Below are 15,686 nucleotides of genomic sequence, written 5' to 3' on the forward strand. Positions count from 1 at the left end.
TTTTCTCTAGCTATTTATCTAAGTTGGCGGCGATTTCTATGCAGCAAAGCAACTTGTTATGTTCTCAAGTACGTTGATGTCATCCGCCAGTGAGCGTCGGCGGGTGGCCTTTGTGTTGCTGCCTGGTTTTTCGCTGTTGGCCCATGCGAGCGCTATCGAACCGCTGCAGATGGCCAATCAGCTAAGCGGGCAGATGCTTTACCACACCGTTACGTTAAGCTTAACCGATGAGCCTGTGCGCAGTGGCGCACAACTTTCCTTACTCGCTCAGCATGTCTTAGGCGCGCCGCTCGGTCCGCTTGATATGTTGTTGGTATGTGCCCCTACACCGTTACCCTATGCACTGCCGGCTAAGCTTAATGAGTGGCTGCGTAGTCATCAGGGTAGAGGTGTGGCTATTGGTGGCCTTGCGGGAGGTACGGAAGTGCTTGCCCGCTGTGGTCTATTAGAAGGCTATCGCGCCACATTGCCTTGGCAGCGCTTCGATGCGTTTGCACAGGCGTATCCTCAAGTTACGCTCTCTCAGCAACTGTTTGAAATTGATCGCGATCGGATAACCTGTGCCGGTGGCACTGCGGCAATGGATATGATGCTAACACTGATCGGCAAGCATCATGGCCAGCGCCTTGCTGAGCAGGTTTCTGAGCAGTTTGTCTGTGATCGCATTCGCTTAGCCGATGAACGTCAGCATGTACCGCTGCGCAATCGCCTTGGCCATGCGCCACAAAGCTTGGTAGATGCCGTCACACTGATGGAAGCTAATATTGAAGAACCGCTTTCTACCCTAGAGCTGGCCGAACATTTGGGTATTTCTCGACGCCAGTTAGAGCGCCTGTTCAAAAAGTATCTGCAGGCGGTACCTAGCCGCTATTACCTGGATTTGCGCCTACAAGATGCGCGCAAACAATTAAGAGAGAGTGATCGGCCGGTAGGTGATATCGCGCTGATGACCGGATTCTCTTCTGGTGCGCACTTCTCTACCGCCTATCGTAATCACTTTGGCATTACACCGCGGGAAGAACGGCTTGGATAAGCGCGGCTTTTCATAATTTACCGTCCCAATACTGAAAGCACGGCGTCTATTGCCCCCCGTATACTGAATCTATCCTTTACTCCACCGGAGGTATCGTCCCATGAGCTACACCCCAAGCCGTCAGGATTTCGATAACTACATGGCGCCAAACTACTCGCCACAACAGATTATTCCAGTGCGTGGCGAAGGCAGCCGCTTATGGGATCAGCAGGGGCGTGAATATATCGACTTTGCTGGTGGTATTGCCGTGAACTCACTTGGCCACTGTCACCCCGTGCTGGTGAACGCGCTTAAAGAGCAGGGCGAAAAGCTTTGGCACCTGTCTAACGTATTCACCAACGAGCCAGCACTAGCACTTGCCAAAACACTCACTGAGCGTACTTTTGCCGATAAAGTGTTCTTGTGCTCATCCGGTGGCGAAGCTAACGAAGCCGCACTGAAGCTAGCCCGCCGTTGGGCAGTAGACCACCATGGTGAGCAGAAAGATAAAATTATCTCGTTTTATCAGTCTTTCCATGGCCGTACTTTCTTTACCGTGAGCGTGGGTGGTCAGCCCAAGTATTCGCAAGGCTTTGGCCCGGTGCCAGGCGGTATTCTGCATGCCAACTTCAATGACCTGGAAAGCGTGCGCAAGCTAGTGGGCGACGATACCTGTGCCATTATGGTTGAGCCGATGCAGGGCGAAGGCGGCATTGTTCCCGCGACCCAAGAGTTCCTTCAGGGGCTACGCGATCTGTGTGACGAACACAACGCGCTGCTGATTTTTGACGAAGTGCAAACGGGCGTTGGCCGCAGCGGTGAACTTTACGCCTACAAAAATTTCGGTATCACTCCGGATATTCTCACCAGTGCCAAGTCATTGGGCGGTGGCTTCCCGATTGGCGCCACTTTAACTACGGATGCGATTGCGAAATCTCTGGCAATTGGTACCCATGGTTCTACCTACGGTGGCAATGCGTTGGCATCTGCGGTTGCTCTGGCGGCGGTGGAATTCATTGATACTCCTGAAGTACTTAACGGCGTTAGGCATCGTCACGACCTGTTTCGCGAGCATTTAGAAACCATTAACCGCAAACATGGCGTATTTAAAGAAATTCGCGGCATGGGAATGCTCATGGGCGCACAAATGTCGGATGCCTTTGAAGGCCGCGCTAAAGACATTCTGCCGCTGGCTATCGAAGAGGGTGTGATGGCACTGGTTGCGGGTCCCAACGTGCTACGCATGGCGCCATCTTTAGTCATTCCGGAAGCAGATATCGCTGAGGGTATGGCGCGTTTAGAGCGTGCTATTGAGCGGCTAGTTGCCAGCGCATGAGTAGGCAAGAAGCCACACAAGAGGGGGCGTTAAGGATGCTGGTAATTCGACCGGTAACAATGGCTGATCTTCCAGCCCTGGAGCAGTTGGCAGAGCACGCGGTGCCGCGGCTCACCAACCTGCCCGCCAACCGTGATCGGCTTGAGGAGCGCATTGTGCGCTCCCAGGAAGCCTTTAATAGCGACGTAGAGTTCCCTGGCAACGAGCACTACATGTTCGTACTGGCGGATGATGACCGCGAGGAAGTACTCGGCACAGCGACTATTCGCGCCCAGGCAGGCGCAGCTGAAGCCTACTACACCTATCGTCAGGAAACGCTGATTCATGCTTCTCAACAGCTGAATGTGCGCCGGGAAGTGCAAACCTTGGCGCTTTCTCATGAAGCCTCTGATGCCACGCTGCTCTGCGCGCTATCGCTTAACCCACGCTACAAAGGCACCAGTGCAGAAAGTCTGTTACGCCGTGCGCGACTCATGTTTATTGCTCAGTACCCCGAGCGTTTTTCACGCATTCTGGCGGTCGCCTTTCCGGGCTATCTGGATAGCAACAACGAATCGCCTTTTTGGGAAAGCGTCGGCCGCCACTTTTTTGCGCGCAGCTTCCAAGAAATGAATCATATTGCCGGCGTTCGCTCGAAAAGCTTTATTGCTGAAGTGATGCCGCAATTTCCGCTTTATCTACCGCTGCTAACGCCTCAGGCACGCGCTGCCATTGGCCGAGAGCATCCTGCCCATGAAGAGGCGTTAGCAGAAATGCTGGCAGAAGGCTTTGTACGCTCCCGCCATGTCGATATTTTCGACGCAGGGCCGATTGTAAAAGCCGAGCGTGAGCGGTTGGAAACCTTCCGTCGTGCCGCTTGGCATCCTGTCAGGGTACGTCCTGAACACGCGCTGCCCGATGCAGAGCCAGCGATGATTGCCAATCAAACCTTAGGTGATTTCCGCTGTGTTGTGGCGCGTTATGCGCTTTCGCCTACTGGGCAATTAATGCTTTCACCACAGCACGCTAAACAGTTGGGTGTTGAAGAGGGGCGCGCGGTGCTAGCCGCGCCATTAAGCCTGCCAAGCGCGGTAGATGCGCTTGATGAAGGAGAGATGTAATGCGCATTCGACCCATTGCCCGCGACGATTTGGATGGGCTCCAGGCGCTTGCGCAACAGGCAGGCGTTGGCTTTACCTCACTGCCGGATAACCGTGAGTTTTTGGCTGGCAAGATTGAAGCCGCTGCCCGTGCCTTTGAAGAGCGCACGCCAGTCGATGATCGACTCTATTTTTTTGTACTGGAAGATGAGCAAAGTGGAGAGTTGGCCGGTTGCTGTGCTATTGAGGGTCAAGTAGGTCGTGAAGTGCCTTTTTACCACTACCGCCTGGGAACTCTGGCCCATTCATCGGTACAGCTGGACTTGCACCGTACAATCGACACGCTATTTTTAAGTTCCGACCACACTGGCGATGCGGAAGTATGTTCGCTGTTCTTACGCCCTGAATACCGCGGCGAAGCGAATAAACACTTACGTAATGGCGCGCTGCTTTCCAAAGCACGCTGGCTGTTTATGGCTCAGTTCCGTGACCGTTTTCCGCAAAAAGTGCTGGCGGAAATGCGCGGCGTGTTTGATGAAAATAACATCAGTCCCTTTTGGGAAAGCCTGGGTAAACACTTTTTTCCCATGGACTTTAATGAGGCCGATCGGTTAACCGGGCTAGGCCAAAAAAGCTTTATCGGTGAGCTGATGCCTAAGTTCCCGATCTACACCACCTTTATGTCGGAAGAGGCACTTGCCTGTATTGGCCAAGTGCACCGCCATACTCGACCAGCCCTTGAAATGCTCAAGAAAGAAGGGCTGCGTTGGGAAGGCTATATCGATATTTTCGATGGTGGCCCCACGGTGGAAGCCTATATTGACGACGTGCGAGCGATTCGTAATTCGCAGCTCTGCCAAGTGGAAGTTTCTCAAAACGCTCCAGAAGAAAGCGTCAGTCGCTGGCTGGCAGCCACTACTGAGATGCTTAACTTCACCGCTAGTTGGATAGGCCGCGGACCCAACGAGGAAAACACCATTGTGCTTAACCCTCAAGAAGCGGATCGCCTGGGCGTGACGACGGGTGACTACCTACGTTTATTGGAAACCTAGTTTTTCAAGAACCGCTTTTCAAGACCCGTTTTTCAAGAATAGGTCTTCAAAAACAGCGCTTAAGAACAGCTTTTGACGATAGCTTTTGACGATAGCTTTTCACAATAGTTTTTCACACTAGCTTTTAAGAATAAGTACACATAACAAGCTCGCACACGGGAAGGAGATGAACATGCACGCCCAACAGCAGCAACTGATTAACGGCGCCTGGGTAACGGGCGATGCCGATACCTTCACAAAGCACGACCCGGTTTCAGGAACACTGCTTTGGCAAGGTGCTTCGGCCTCAAACGCACAGGTTGGCGCCGCTATTGATGCCGCGCGTGGGGCTTTTCCTGAGTGGGCGCGCACTACATTTGCTGAGCGCCAAGCACTTGTTGAGCGTTTTGTTGAGGTACTTACCGCCCGTCGTGAAGAGTTAGCGGTAGCGATTGCCTCTGAGACCGGCAAGCCGCTTTGGGAAGCACGCACTGAAGCTGGCGCGATGGTCGGAAAGGTGGCGTTGTCTATCAAGGCTTATCATGAGCGCACTGGTGAGCGGGAAAAAGAAGTGGGTAGTGCGAAAGCCGTACTGCGCCATCGCCCTCACGGTGTCATGGTGGTCTTTGGCCCCTATAACTTCCCCGGCCACTTGCCCAATGGCCATATGGTACCCGCGTTGCTCGCCGGTAATACCGTGGTGTTTAAGCCTAGCGACCAAACTCCGTTGACCGCCGATTTAACCCTACAGTGCTGGGTGGAGGCAGGGCTGCCTGCAGGGGTGATTAACTTAGTGCAAGGTGGTGTTGCTGTAGGTCAAGCCTTGGCAGCGCACCCCGGCATTGACGGCCTGCTGTTTACTGGCAGCGCTAAAGTGGGTGGCATGTTGCAGCAGCAGTTCGCTGGGCAGTTGGATAAAATCCTGGCGCTGGAATTGGGCGGCAACAACCCGCTGGTGGTGAAGGATGTCGACGACGAGCGTGCTGCCGTACTGACTATTCTGCAGTCGGCGTTTTTATCCGGTGGTCAGCGCTGCACCTGCGCCCGCCGCTTGATGGTGCCGCAGGGGAACGTTGGCGATCGCCTGATCGACGCGCTTTCCGACGCTATCGCCAAGCTACACGTGGCAGGGCAGTTTGAAGAAGCACCCGCAGCGCCGTTCTATGGCGGTTTGGTCAGCGTGGCGGCTGCCGATGGCTTGCTTAAGGCGCAAGACGAGCTGGAAGCCCTGGGCGGTACGGTGATTAACCGGATGCAGCGCCTTAAAGAAAACACTAGCCTGTTAAGCCCGGCGCTGATTGATGTCACAGGGTTGGACGTGCCCGATGAAGAGCATTTCGGCCCACTACTGAAAATCCATCGTTACAGCGATTGGGACGAAGCGTTAGCCCTTGCCAACGATACACGCTACGGCTTGTCTGCAGGGCTGATCGGTGGTGATAAAGCTGACTGGGACGACTTCCTACTCCGCATTCGTGCGGGCATCGTGAACTGGAACCGCCAAACCACTGGGGCTTCTGGCGACGCTCCCTTTGGTGGCGTAGGTGACAGCGGTAACCACCGCCCCAGCGCTTACTATGCGGCGGACTACTGCGCTTACCCAGTGGCGTCGATGGAGGCCGATAGCTTGGAAATGCCCGAAACGCTACCGCCAGGAGTCAACCTATGAGCGACGCGGTGAATAGCAACGTGGTTAATAACAGCGTCAGAGAAGTTAATTTTGACGGCTTGGTAGGCCCCACCCACAACTACTCAGGGCTGGCCCATGGCAACGTGGCGTCGATGAGTCATGGGGGGCTGGTGTCCAACCCTAAAGAGGGCGCACTACAAGGGCTTCTGAAAATGAAGTCACTGATGGATGCTGGCTACGCTCAGGGCGTATTACCCCCTCAACAGCGCCCTGATGTGGGCGCATTGCGGGATTTAGGCTTCAGCGGTAGCAATAGCGACGTGCTGAACCGTGCCGCCAAAGAGGCACCCCAACTGCTGAGGGCGGTCTGCTCAGCTTCCAGTATGTGGACGGCCAACGCAGGCACCGTTACCCCCAGTGTTGATGCGCCTGACCGCCGAGTGCACTTTACACCGGCGAACCTGCAATCCAGTTTTCATCGCTACCTAGAGCCGCAAACCACCGGCCGTGTGCTACAGGCTATTTTCCATGATGAGCAGCACTTTGCTCATCACCCTGTACTGCCAGCAACGCCTGCTTTTTCTGATGAAGGCGCGGCCAATCACACCCGGCTATGCGGTGAGCACGGCGAGCCAGGCGTTCACTTATTTGTGTATGGTCGCCAAGCATTTGGTGACGTGCGTAGCGGCGAGCGTGAGCCAAAACGCTTTCCCGCTCGGCAAACCCTGGAAGCCAGCCAAGCAGTGGCTCGCCAACACGGGCTAACGGATGCACAAACGGTGTTTGCTCAGCAGCATCCGGATGCTATCGATGCGGGGGTCTTCCACAACGATGTCATTGCCGTGGGCAATGGCCCGGTATTGCTCTATCACGAAATGGCCTTTTTGGATGAAGCGCGCACCTTAGACGAGCTGCGTAGCAAAATGTCCACGCCACTGATTCCCGTGCGGGTGTCGCTAGACGCGGTGAGCATGGAAGATGCGGTAGCGTCGTATCTGTTTAACTCCCAGCTTCTTTCCAACCCGGATGGCACCATGACGCTGGTCGTACCCAGCGAATGCCAAGAGCGCGATGCGGTTTGGCGTACGATCCAGGACTTTATTCTGGCCGGCAATAACCCGATTAGCGATGTGGTTGTTAAAGATGTTAAGCAGAGCATGCGCAACGGCGGGGGGCCTGCCTGCTTGCGCCTACGGGTTGCCCTATCCGAAGCCGAACGGGCAGCGTTGACCGGCCGCGTATTAATGAATGATGCGCTGTACGATGATTTGACTGCTTGGGTCAATCGCCACTACCGCGATCGCCTTGCGGCAGATGACCTGGCCGATCCTAAGCTCGCCACAGAAGTGCTCACGGCATTAGATGAGCTGACGCAATTGCTAAAAGTGGGATCAGTGTACCCGTTTCAGTTGGGGTAAGCAGTACACCCAGCAAAAACGCCAAGGCACAGCCTTGGCGTTAATTGTATATGACTGCAACGGATTGGCTTCAAATAATTGGTAGTGCGTGGTAAACCTACAGCGCACCCGCAATGATCGCGGCTCAGGGGGAGTGGTCAGCAGGGGAGTGTTAGTATTTGCTAAGCGCTCTAACGGCTAACCACCAAAACTAGAGATCGGTATTTTGAAAAAAGTATTAATGAGTGCCTGCCTTTTAGGAAAAAAGGTTCGCTATGATGGTGGAGCCCTTCCTGTGGCTGACCAGATTATTGAGCAGTGGCATTCTGAAAGACGAATTGTTTCTGTCTGCCCTGAGGTCGAGGCGGGAATGAGTATTCCCAGGCAGCCTGCAGAGATTTTTGAAGGCAATGGTCAGAGCGTAATAAATGGCGAAGCCGATGTGATTGAAAAAGAGGGAGGCAATGTTACTGCCGAGTTTTTGGCAGGCGCTTCCGTTGCTCTAGATTTATGCCTTAAATTTAATATCAACGTCGCGGTACTGGCAGACTTTAGCCCATCATGCGGAAGCTCCGCTATCTATGATGGCAGTTTTACCGGCACAAAAGTGCCTGGTATGGGAGTAACCGCCGCACTGCTCCGCCAGCATGGTATCCGGGTGTTTAATCAGTATGAAATAGCGGAGGCCAATCAAGCGCTTCTCGCTAAACATGATGATTAAAGCACCGAGAGCTAATCAGCGATTTTCCAGAAATATATTTAGCCGCTGGCCCCAGCCGAATTTTTTCAACGGGGGCAAGCGGCTAACGTGGTTGTCATCGTTAAGCTGTAACGTCGTAAGAGGCGCTGGTCGCATCGTTAGGCTAACCTGACTCTTGGTGTTCTACGTTTTACCGGCTTAATAACCAACGGTAAACGCTTGCTGAATATGTGTTGGCGTTTCTGCTTCATCAAGCATCGCCACTGCAAAATCCTCCATTGAAATGCGTGATTCTCCGTTCTTGTCCATAACAAGCGTATCCGAGCCAAGACGAAAGCTGCCTGTCCGTTTTCCAGGGAGGAGCATGGCGGCAGGAGAGACGTAAGTCCACGCTGTGCGAGTTTCGGCAAGGCACCGTTGGTACTGTGCTTGGCAAGCCTTGGCAATTTCTAGTGCTGTTGCCGGTAGAAAATCGGGGGCTGTTAACACTGTTTCCCCGTTGCGTCCGGGGATGAGTAGTCGAGCGGCTCCGCCCACCAATAGCACACGTTGTTCGGCGAGGGCGCTGTTGAGAATCACATCCGTGAGTTTCACCAGCAGCGCTTCCTGACCCTCTGGTGGGCGGACAGCGCTGATCAATAAATCCTGACCTTCGACCGCCTGCGCTAGCTGGTGTGAGTCTGATATATCGGCAACACAGTAGCTTGCTTCAGCAGGTAGCTTATTACGCTGACTTTCAGCTCTTACTACACCTGTGACGTGATGTCCCCGCGCTAACGCCTCACTCATAATGCGTGTTCCAACGTCACCTGCGGCACCGAGTATCGCGATTTTCATGATAGTTATTCCTTGGTTGAGTGGATCTTGATTGAGTGGATCTTGATTGAGTAGATATTCAGTTAGTACGAGAAAGCTGTTTGGCTTTGCCAATGTTGAGCAGGAAAATACCTGTGCCAATTAAGACAATGCCTAGGAGTAGGCCCTCGGGAGCGGCTTCTCCTTGGAGGAAGATCGCAACAGGCACCCCCACCACAGCGCCGACGGAACCCAATAAGCTCAGAAATACGGGGCCACCGCTTTTCTGGAGCAGAAACAGAAGAAAGAACTGGCCTGCGAACACTAGCGCTTGGAGTGCGATCAGCATGATGGGCAAGTGGTGTTGAGTTGGCACACGCAACGAAAAACCTGGTAGGAAGCCTATTCCTAGCAAGATTACAACGGCGGCAATCAACATGCCGGGGGCCAGAGCGCCGCTCGACACACCTGCCGGCCAGCGTAGGGTTCGGTAAATGTTGCCGATGGCTAAGAGGACTGGGCCAGCCAGGGCAACCAGGATCCACAGGTGATTGGCATCAGGTGACGATAGCTTATTGGCTGCTAAGGTGATGGCACCCAATAGCGCAGACATAACACCAGCCGCTCGCATAAATTGAAATCTTTCTATTTTCAATAACAGCGCACCAATGTAGGTGAGCAGCGGCGGTAGCGTTATGATCAAGGCAACGAACCCAGCCCCCACATGTGGGATAGCGGAGAAAAAGATCAAGTTAGAGCCAGCCACGCCAAGCAGTGCAGATACGGAATAGTATTCAACTGAACGCAAGCTAATAGGTGGTAAATGACCCCGCAGTGCTGAGACGACCAACAGAATTAATGCTGCCCCAGTGATTGACCAAAACAGAAATGCGAGTGCAGATAGCTGCATCTCCCCGGCAAATTTAGCCAGATTTGTTGATAGGCCGAGTAGAGCGCCGCCTGACAGTAGATAAATCAATGGTGCGAGCCAGACTCTCTTTGGTGGGTGTGTCGCAATTGTGTTTGATAATGTCATTAGTTATGCTCTCAATTAATGTCTTGATATCAAGATATATGCGGACTCTCTTGACGTCAAGATAAATGAGCTACGCAATAATCAGGAGCGCACTACTTCTATGGATCATGTGGATAGAAATCATGTGGATAGAGACCATTTGGATAGAGACCATGTGGATAGCATTCTTAATCAGTGGCGGCAGGAAAGGCCTGACCTTAATGTTGCACCCATGGCCACCCTTGGACGGATTAAGCGGCTGAGCCACTGCTTAACCCGTGAACTGGAAAAGACCTGGACAAAGTACGGGCTTAACGGTGCAAGCTTTGACGTTTTGGCAACCCTTCGCCGAGAAGGTCCCCCGTTTGCGTTATCGCCAGGGGGATTAATGGCTTCCACCATGGTGACCTCTGGCACTATGACTCACCGTATCAATCTGTTGGAAAAGGCTGGCTTGATTGAGCGGGTCAAGAACCCAGAGGATGGGCGCGGTTTTTTGATCTCTCTTTCACAGCGTGGGTTTGAATTGATTGATGAAGCGGTTACCGCTCATGTGGAAGCACAGGCGCAGTTGGTGAGTGCCCTCAGTGAAGAGCAGCTGGCGCAATTAGATACTCTGCTGAAGCAATTCTTAGCGGGGTTAGAGCAGTAGTGGTGTGCGTTATAGCCGTGTACACATCAATATTGTCGAGTATCCTAGCTAGGGCAGCACTGCCCAGGCTAAGCGCCCCCATTGAAGCGCTGACATATAAAAGGCGAGCCCAAATCATGTTTTGTGGGTGATTTTTAATGTTAACGGGGTTGAGTGTTTTTCGTGGGTTGAACAAGAGGAAGCCCGGTAAAAACGGGCTTCCCCTCGCATTAGACGCTAGCGCTCATCTTGGCTAACGCTGTTTATTCGAATCCTTCGAGTACCACTTTTCCAATCATACTCTCGGCCTCCAATTTTTCGTGAGCCTTACGCTGGTTAGTCGCATTGATCTTGCCCGCATTGACACCCAACGTACTCTTCAAGATACCCTGATCAACCAGCGCGGCGACTTCATTCAGCAGCTTTTGCTGGGCCACCATATCTGTGGTCTTATACATGGAACGGGTAAACATGAACTCCCAGTGCAAGGAGAGACTTTTACTCTTTAGTGCACGTACATTCAGTGCTTCAGGATCGTCGATCAAGCCAAACTGACCTTGAGGCTTCAGTGCAGCAACAATCTCGTCAAGATGCTCTTCGGTGTGGTTAAGGCTGACAACATGGTCAACTTCTCCAACCTCTAATTCCTGCAGTTGCTTACTCAGCGATGCTTTATGATTGATAACATGATGCGCACCTAACTGTTCCAACCAGGCCTGACTTTCCGCCCGAGAGGCCGTGGCAATAACGGTCAGACTGGTTAGTTGGCTCGCCAGCTGAACCAGAATGGAGCCAACACCCCCAGCAGCACCGATAACCAGCAGTTTCTCACCTGCGTGCTTCCGACCGGGCTTGATGTTCAGTCGGTCGAATAGCATTTCCCAAGCGGTAATGGCTGTCAGCGGCAACGCAGCGGCACTAGCGAAATCGAGAGAGCTGGGCTTGCGACCGACAATACGCTCGTCCACCAGCTGGTATTGAGCATTACTGCCCTGGCGGCTGAGATCCCCAGCATACCAAACAGCATCGCCGGGCTTGAAAGCGCTAACCTTCTCTCCCACAGATGTCACAATACCTGCAGCGTCCCAGCCAAGAACCTTCCAGCTACCTTGGTCAGGAGCGACATTGGCGCGAATTTTGGTATCCACCGGGTTAACCGCCACGGCTTTCACTTCAACCAGTACATCGTGCCCGCTGGGTTCCGGTATCGGCAGTTCGATATCGCAGAGTGATGCCTCCTCCTGAATCCGCAGAGCCTGTTGGTAGCCGATTGCTTTCATTGTCTGTGCCATGCTGTACTCCAGTTTTATCTGAAAATTTTAAGTCGCCGAGTAAGCGGGGTAGGTCGTATAGCCCTCGGCATCACCGCCGAAAAGGCTGTCACTTTGAAAGCTGGCCAAAGGCAAACAGTGATGTAAGCGCATAGGCAGGTCGGGGTTTGCGATAAACGGACGACCGAATGCCACCAAGTCAGACAGCCCAGCATCGATCATTTGACTGGCTCGTTCCTTGTCATAGCGTCCAGCCACAATCAGCGTGCCCTGATACACTTGACGAAGCGCTAGGCGGAAATCGCTCGGTATCTCGGGGGCATCATCCCAGTCAGCTTCAACCAGATGGATATACCCGATACCCAGTTCCTGTAGCTGAGTTGCCGCGTGCAGAATGGTGGGGATAACATCTGGGCAGTTCATGCCACGCGCCGTAATAAACGGGGCCAGGCGCACGCCTACTTTTTCAGCACCCACTTCGTTTGCCACTGCTTCGGCAACCTCAATCAGAAAACGTACTCGGTTGTCACGACTGCCACCATAAGCGTCTGAGCGCATATTCGAGGTGGTGCGTAGAAATTGATCAATCAGGTAGCCATTGGCGGCATGAATCTCAACACCATCAAAACCGGCTTCCATGGCGTTCCGAGCGGCCTGTCGATAGTCCTCTACCACGCCTTGAATCTCTTCGGCTTCCAGTGCGCGTGGCGTTGGGCAGGGCACCATGCCACCCGCACCGTTTTCATCTGCCATCCAGATTTTGGCGTCGGGGTTGATGGCCGAGGGTGCTACAGGCAAAGCCCCTTGATGAAAATCAGGGTGCGACATTCGCCCTACATGCCATAGCTGGAGGTATATAAACCCAGCCTCGGCATGAACCGCATCTGTCACTTTGCGCCAGCCGTCCACCTGCTCAGCACTATGGATACCGGGAGTGAAGCTATACCCCTGTCCTTGCTGGGAAATCTGCGACGCCTCCGTAATGATCAAACCAGCACTGGCGCGTTGCGCGTAATACCGAGCCATAAGTGAATTGGGGATGTTGCCCGGCTGAGTACTGCGAGCACGTGTCATTGGGGCCATGACGATACGGTTATGCAGAGACTTTCCCGACAGCGAATATGAGCTGAATAGCTTCATGAGTGACTCCTTTGATTAACTGGGTAGTGTTGATCGCATGCCATTGCCATCCACTAAGCTGACTCATCTACAGATAAGACAGCGGCATATCGGGATGGGAAAATCGTGCGACTCCACTGCTGTGCATCGCCATCAGTCGGGCCTAAAACTTGGCTAGCGACCGGTAATAGAAACGCCATTGCGAGATAAAGAGAGATATGGCGACTTCTGAACTAGCGGAATGCACTACAAACACAAGCAGCTTATTTGACCTGATCGGTTTGAAAAACTAGCCTTGTGAACAAATTCTTTCAAAAAAAATTTGAATATGCGCTCTATCCAGGATCTCAAGATTTTTATCGAAACCGCTCGTCAGGGAAGCCTTTCGGCCGCTGCCAGGCTGCTGGATCTATCACCTGCTGCGACAAGTGCAGCAGTAAAAAGGCTGGAAGCTGAACTCGGCGTGCCGCTGTTTATCCGGTCAACCCGTCACTTGCGCCTGACTCATCAGGGCGAGACCTTTCTTGGTCACTGTCAGCAGGCACTCCAACTACTGGATGATGGCTGCCAAGCTATACAGAAAGGTCAAACCGTTATTCAGGATGTGCTGCAACTATCCATGCCATCCGATATAGGTCGGAACTTACTACTCGGCTGGTTAGATGAGTTTCTCGACCTATATCCGCAGATCGACCTGCGTATTCAACTATCCGACCGATTGGTTAATATATATCGCCAACCGGTTGATATCGCTTTACGTTACGGGGAATTGCCGGACTCCAGCTTGATCGCTGTGCCGCTTGTGCCAGACAACCGGCGTGTTCTCTGCGCCTCGCCTGAATATGTCCAACAGTTCGGCACGCCGCTTCGTCCTGAGGATTTAACGAAACATAACTGCCTCTGTTTTATGCTCGGTGAAGACGTGCATGGCCGCTGGCGTTTTTGGAAAAACGCTCAGGAAGTGTCAGTGAAAGTGAGGGGCAGCCGTGTCGCCGATGATGGTGAGGCAGTGCGGCGCTGGGCCCTGGCCGGCAAAGGAATCGCTTACAAGGCTCGTTTGGATGTTATTGAAGATTTGAGTAATGGGCGCCTGGTTCCTCTGTGCGAAGACTGGGAGACTGAACGCACGCCGTTCAATCTGATTTGTGCCGATCGGCGCCAGTTTAGTCCAGCGGTTCAGGCGCTGAGACAGTTTCTTTCGTCACGACTCGAGAAGCTTTCAGCCTGATTTCCTTTGTGTAATATGAGTTGTCATTTTTAATCGATACAGAGGGTTTGATGTCTGGTCAGAGTGGCTGTGAGTTTCAAGAGACGTCGGAACAACGCCCGGTGGTCGCAACCATCGCCGTTCTATTAAAAGATGATAAAGTACTCTTAGTGCGTCGCTCTAACCCACCTGATGCTGGTCGGTGGGGCTTTCCAGGTGGAAAAATTGAGCGAGGCGAAACCATAGAAGAAGCTGCGCTGAGAGAGCTTTACGAGGAAACAAATGTTATTGCCAACGTGCATAGAGTGTTCAATGCTGTTGACGTATTAGACTTCAATAAACGTGGTGAGCTTGAATATCATTTTGTGCTTGTGGCTGTACTCTGTGTATGGGTCTCAGGTGAGCCCTTCGCGGGTGATGATGCACTAGATGCCTGCTTCTTTAATCTGGATGATGTAAATGAAAAAAATCTGGCGCTTAGCTTAGATGTTGAAAAAGTGGCAAGACAAGCTCTGGCTGTATATGAAAATGAGCTAGTTGAGTAAGGTTGGTTTTAACTTCCAATCTCTTCTAAGCAAGATATTTTGGAATCGCCGTTTAGTGCATTGATACCTAAGGAGTAGGGTGGCTTTATGGATAATGAGTATGGATCTCTAGCCTCCTGGGTTTACCATGTGGACAAACCCATTGGCCGAACGTTTGGAGATATTGAGTTTTATTTGTCACGCCTCAAGGACACTAACGGGCCAATTTTAGAGCCTGCGGTTGGTAATGGAAGGTTTCTTATACCACTGCTTGAGGCTGGTCATGTTGTCCATGGCTTTGATGCCTCTCCTCATATGTTGGAGATCTGCAAGAAGGAGCTTTCTAAAAGGAATTTAACCGATAATGTCAGCAAGCAAAATTTTGAAGACTTTGTCTACAAGGAGACGTTTGCTGCTGTAGTAATGCCTGCAGGGTCTATTCAGTTAATTAAGTCGCCTGTTGCATGCTTAGACTTTCTTAAGCGCTTAAAAGCCTGCTTGTCAGAGTCGGGTAAAATTATTGTAGATATAGACTCATTGGCTTTTATGCTTGATTCTGGGCCTGAAGCGCGCATGTGGAATTTAGGCGCGGATATGCTGACCTTAACAGAATCAAGGGTGAAGACCAGCTATTTACATCAGACCACAGCTTCTCAATTGAGGTATGAACACTGGCGTGCAGGAAGTTTAGTCTCTTCAGAGTTGGAGATTTTTTCTCTGCGCTTTTGGGGTGTTTTTGAATTCAGAAGTTTGTTGCATGAAGCCGGGTTTAAAAATGTTTCTATTACGTTGGACTATAAACACCCGTTTTCAATCAGTGATAGCGATGTGGAATCACCTAGCGCAATTACTTTTGAAGCCTCATTATAAATAGCTAAGCGGGCCTGGAAGTGTCTCTCAAGGTTGCAGTGTCTCGATAGGTAATGGATGCAACACCGA

15 protein-coding genes are annotated in these 15,686 nt (G+C 52.3%); 11 read left to right on the forward strand and 4 right to left on the reverse strand.

The features are described 5' to 3' along the window. Window positions 1-58: 58 nt before the first annotated feature. From HVE01_RS01465 to HVE01_RS01495, 7 genes are all read left to right on the forward strand, one after another. Window positions 59-1,033, forward strand: coding sequence for a GlxA family transcriptional regulator (locus HVE01_RS01465; protein ID WP_171880231.1), 975 nt, complete (start codon window positions 59-61; stop codon window positions 1,031-1,033). 100 nt (window positions 1,034-1,133) lie between these two features. Next, on the forward strand, window positions 1,134-2,348 hold the full coding sequence (locus tag HVE01_RS01470; RefSeq protein WP_146941991.1) for an aspartate aminotransferase family protein: 1,215 nt from the start codon (window positions 1,134-1,136) through the stop codon (window positions 2,346-2,348). 35 nt (window positions 2,349-2,383) lie between these two features. Beyond that, the gene (locus HVE01_RS01475) at window positions 2,384-3,448 is read left to right on the forward strand and encodes an arginine N-succinyltransferase (RefSeq protein WP_125750548.1); all 1,065 of its coding nucleotides are present in this window, start codon (window positions 2,384-2,386) and stop codon (window positions 3,446-3,448) included. Further along, window positions 3,448-4,479 carry an arginine N-succinyltransferase gene (gene astA / locus HVE01_RS01480; protein WP_125750546.1) on the forward strand — a complete coding sequence of 344 codons (1,032 nt, stop codon included), beginning with the start codon at window positions 3,448-3,450 and terminating at the stop codon, window positions 4,477-4,479. Before HVE01_RS01475 ends, astA begins: the two co-directional genes overlap by 1 nt. Window positions 4,480-4,651: 172 nt before the next feature. Next, on the forward strand, window positions 4,652-6,127 hold the full coding sequence (gene astD / locus HVE01_RS01485) for a succinylglutamate-semialdehyde dehydrogenase (RefSeq protein WP_146941993.1): 1,476 nt from the start codon (window positions 4,652-4,654) through the stop codon (window positions 6,125-6,127). Then, the gene (gene astB / locus HVE01_RS01490; RefSeq protein WP_146941995.1) at window positions 6,124-7,506 is read left to right on the forward strand and encodes an N-succinylarginine dihydrolase; all 1,383 of its coding nucleotides are present in this window, start codon (window positions 6,124-6,126) and stop codon (window positions 7,504-7,506) included. Before astD ends, astB begins: the two co-directional genes overlap by 4 nt. Window positions 7,507-7,711: 205 nt before the next feature. Continuing rightward, window positions 7,712-8,206 (forward strand): 2-thiouracil desulfurase family protein, encoded by a 495-nt coding sequence (locus HVE01_RS01495; protein WP_241006738.1) that lies wholly within the window; start codon window positions 7,712-7,714, stop codon window positions 8,204-8,206. 177 nt (window positions 8,207-8,383) lie between these two features. Here the strand turns inward: HVE01_RS01495 and HVE01_RS01500 are convergent, their stop codons facing one another. Then, window positions 8,384-9,022 carry an NAD(P)-dependent oxidoreductase gene (locus HVE01_RS01500; RefSeq protein ID WP_146941997.1) on the reverse strand — a complete coding sequence of 213 codons (639 nt, stop codon included), beginning with the start codon at window positions 9,020-9,022 and terminating at the stop codon, window positions 8,384-8,386. 58 nt (window positions 9,023-9,080) lie between these two features. Further along, on the reverse strand, window positions 9,081-10,016 hold the full coding sequence (locus HVE01_RS01505; RefSeq protein WP_146941999.1) for a DMT family transporter: 936 nt from the start codon (window positions 10,014-10,016) through the stop codon (window positions 9,081-9,083). Between the two features lie 100 nt (window positions 10,017-10,116). Between HVE01_RS01505 and HVE01_RS01510 the strand changes: the two genes are divergently transcribed. Next, on the forward strand, window positions 10,117-10,647 hold the full coding sequence (locus HVE01_RS01510; RefSeq protein ID WP_146942001.1) for a MarR family winged helix-turn-helix transcriptional regulator: 531 nt from the start codon (window positions 10,117-10,119) through the stop codon (window positions 10,645-10,647). 242 nt (window positions 10,648-10,889) lie between these two features. Here HVE01_RS01510 and HVE01_RS01515 read toward each other — a convergent pair whose 3' ends face one another. Both HVE01_RS01515 and HVE01_RS01520 read right to left on the reverse strand, forming a co-directional pair. Continuing rightward, a complete protein-coding gene (locus HVE01_RS01515; RefSeq protein WP_146942150.1) occupies window positions 10,890-11,906 on the reverse strand; it encodes a zinc-binding alcohol dehydrogenase family protein in 1,017 nt (338 codons plus the stop codon). A gap of 39 nt (window positions 11,907-11,945) precedes the next feature. After that, on the reverse strand, window positions 11,946-13,037 hold the full coding sequence (locus tag HVE01_RS01520) for an alkene reductase (protein WP_146942003.1): 1,092 nt from the start codon (window positions 13,035-13,037) through the stop codon (window positions 11,946-11,948). A 307-nt stretch (window positions 13,038-13,344) separates the two neighbouring features. Here HVE01_RS01520 and HVE01_RS01525 point away from each other — a divergent pair, with 307 nt between their 5' ends. From HVE01_RS01525 to HVE01_RS01535, 3 genes are all read left to right on the forward strand, one after another. Beyond that, window positions 13,345-14,244, forward strand: coding sequence for a LysR family transcriptional regulator (locus HVE01_RS01525; RefSeq protein WP_146942005.1), 900 nt, complete (start codon window positions 13,345-13,347; stop codon window positions 14,242-14,244). 50 nt (window positions 14,245-14,294) lie between these two features. After that, window positions 14,295-14,768 (forward strand): NUDIX hydrolase, encoded by a 474-nt coding sequence (locus HVE01_RS01530; RefSeq protein WP_125753725.1) that lies wholly within the window; start codon window positions 14,295-14,297, stop codon window positions 14,766-14,768. Between the two features lie 87 nt (window positions 14,769-14,855). Beyond that, complete coding sequence (locus HVE01_RS01535) at window positions 14,856-15,617, forward strand: class I SAM-dependent methyltransferase (RefSeq protein ID WP_146942007.1); 762 nt, start codon at window positions 14,856-14,858, stop codon at window positions 15,615-15,617. Window positions 15,618-15,686: the final 69 nt, after the last annotated feature.

This window comes from Vreelandella venusta (assembly GCF_007989605.1).
Lineage (GTDB): Bacteria > Pseudomonadota > Gammaproteobacteria > Pseudomonadales > Halomonadaceae > Vreelandella > Vreelandella venusta.

What these genes read in the sequence shown, in the direction of transcription:
- HVE01_RS01520 (WP_146942003.1), bottom strand. Translation starts at nt 13,037, where the DNA reads ATGAAGCTATTCAGCTCATATTCGCTGTCGGGAAAGTCTCTGCATAAC.
- HVE01_RS01500 (WP_146941997.1), bottom strand. Translation starts at nt 9,022, where the DNA reads ATGAAAATCGCGATACTCGGTGCCGCAGGTGACGTTGGAACACGCATT.
- HVE01_RS01465 (WP_171880231.1), top strand. Translation starts at nt 59, where the DNA reads ATGTTCTCAAGTACGTTGATGTCATCCGCCAGTGAGCGTCGGCGGGTG.
- astA (WP_125750546.1), top strand. Translation starts at nt 3,448, where the DNA reads ATGCGCATTCGACCCATTGCCCGCGACGATTTGGATGGGCTCCAGGCG.
- HVE01_RS01505 (WP_146941999.1), bottom strand. Translation starts at nt 10,016, where the DNA reads ATGACATTATCAAACACAATTGCGACACACCCACCAAAGAGAGTCTGG.
- HVE01_RS01515 (WP_146942150.1), bottom strand. Translation starts at nt 11,906, where the DNA reads ATGAAAGCAATCGGCTACCAACAGGCTCTGCGGATTCAGGAGGAGGCA.
- HVE01_RS01470 (WP_146941991.1), top strand. Translation starts at nt 1,134, where the DNA reads ATGAGCTACACCCCAAGCCGTCAGGATTTCGATAACTACATGGCGCCA.
- HVE01_RS01530 (WP_125753725.1), top strand. Translation starts at nt 14,295, where the DNA reads ATGTCTGGTCAGAGTGGCTGTGAGTTTCAAGAGACGTCGGAACAACGC.
- astD (WP_146941993.1), top strand. Translation starts at nt 4,652, where the DNA reads ATGCACGCCCAACAGCAGCAACTGATTAACGGCGCCTGGGTAACGGGC.
- HVE01_RS01475 (WP_125750548.1), top strand. Translation starts at nt 2,384, where the DNA reads ATGCTGGTAATTCGACCGGTAACAATGGCTGATCTTCCAGCCCTGGAG.
- astB (WP_146941995.1), top strand. Translation starts at nt 6,124, where the DNA reads ATGAGCGACGCGGTGAATAGCAACGTGGTTAATAACAGCGTCAGAGAA.
- HVE01_RS01535 (WP_146942007.1), top strand. Translation starts at nt 14,856, where the DNA reads ATGGATAATGAGTATGGATCTCTAGCCTCCTGGGTTTACCATGTGGAC.
- HVE01_RS01510 (WP_146942001.1), top strand. Translation starts at nt 10,117, where the DNA reads ATGGATCATGTGGATAGAAATCATGTGGATAGAGACCATTTGGATAGA.
- HVE01_RS01525 (WP_146942005.1), top strand. Translation starts at nt 13,345, where the DNA reads ATGCGCTCTATCCAGGATCTCAAGATTTTTATCGAAACCGCTCGTCAG.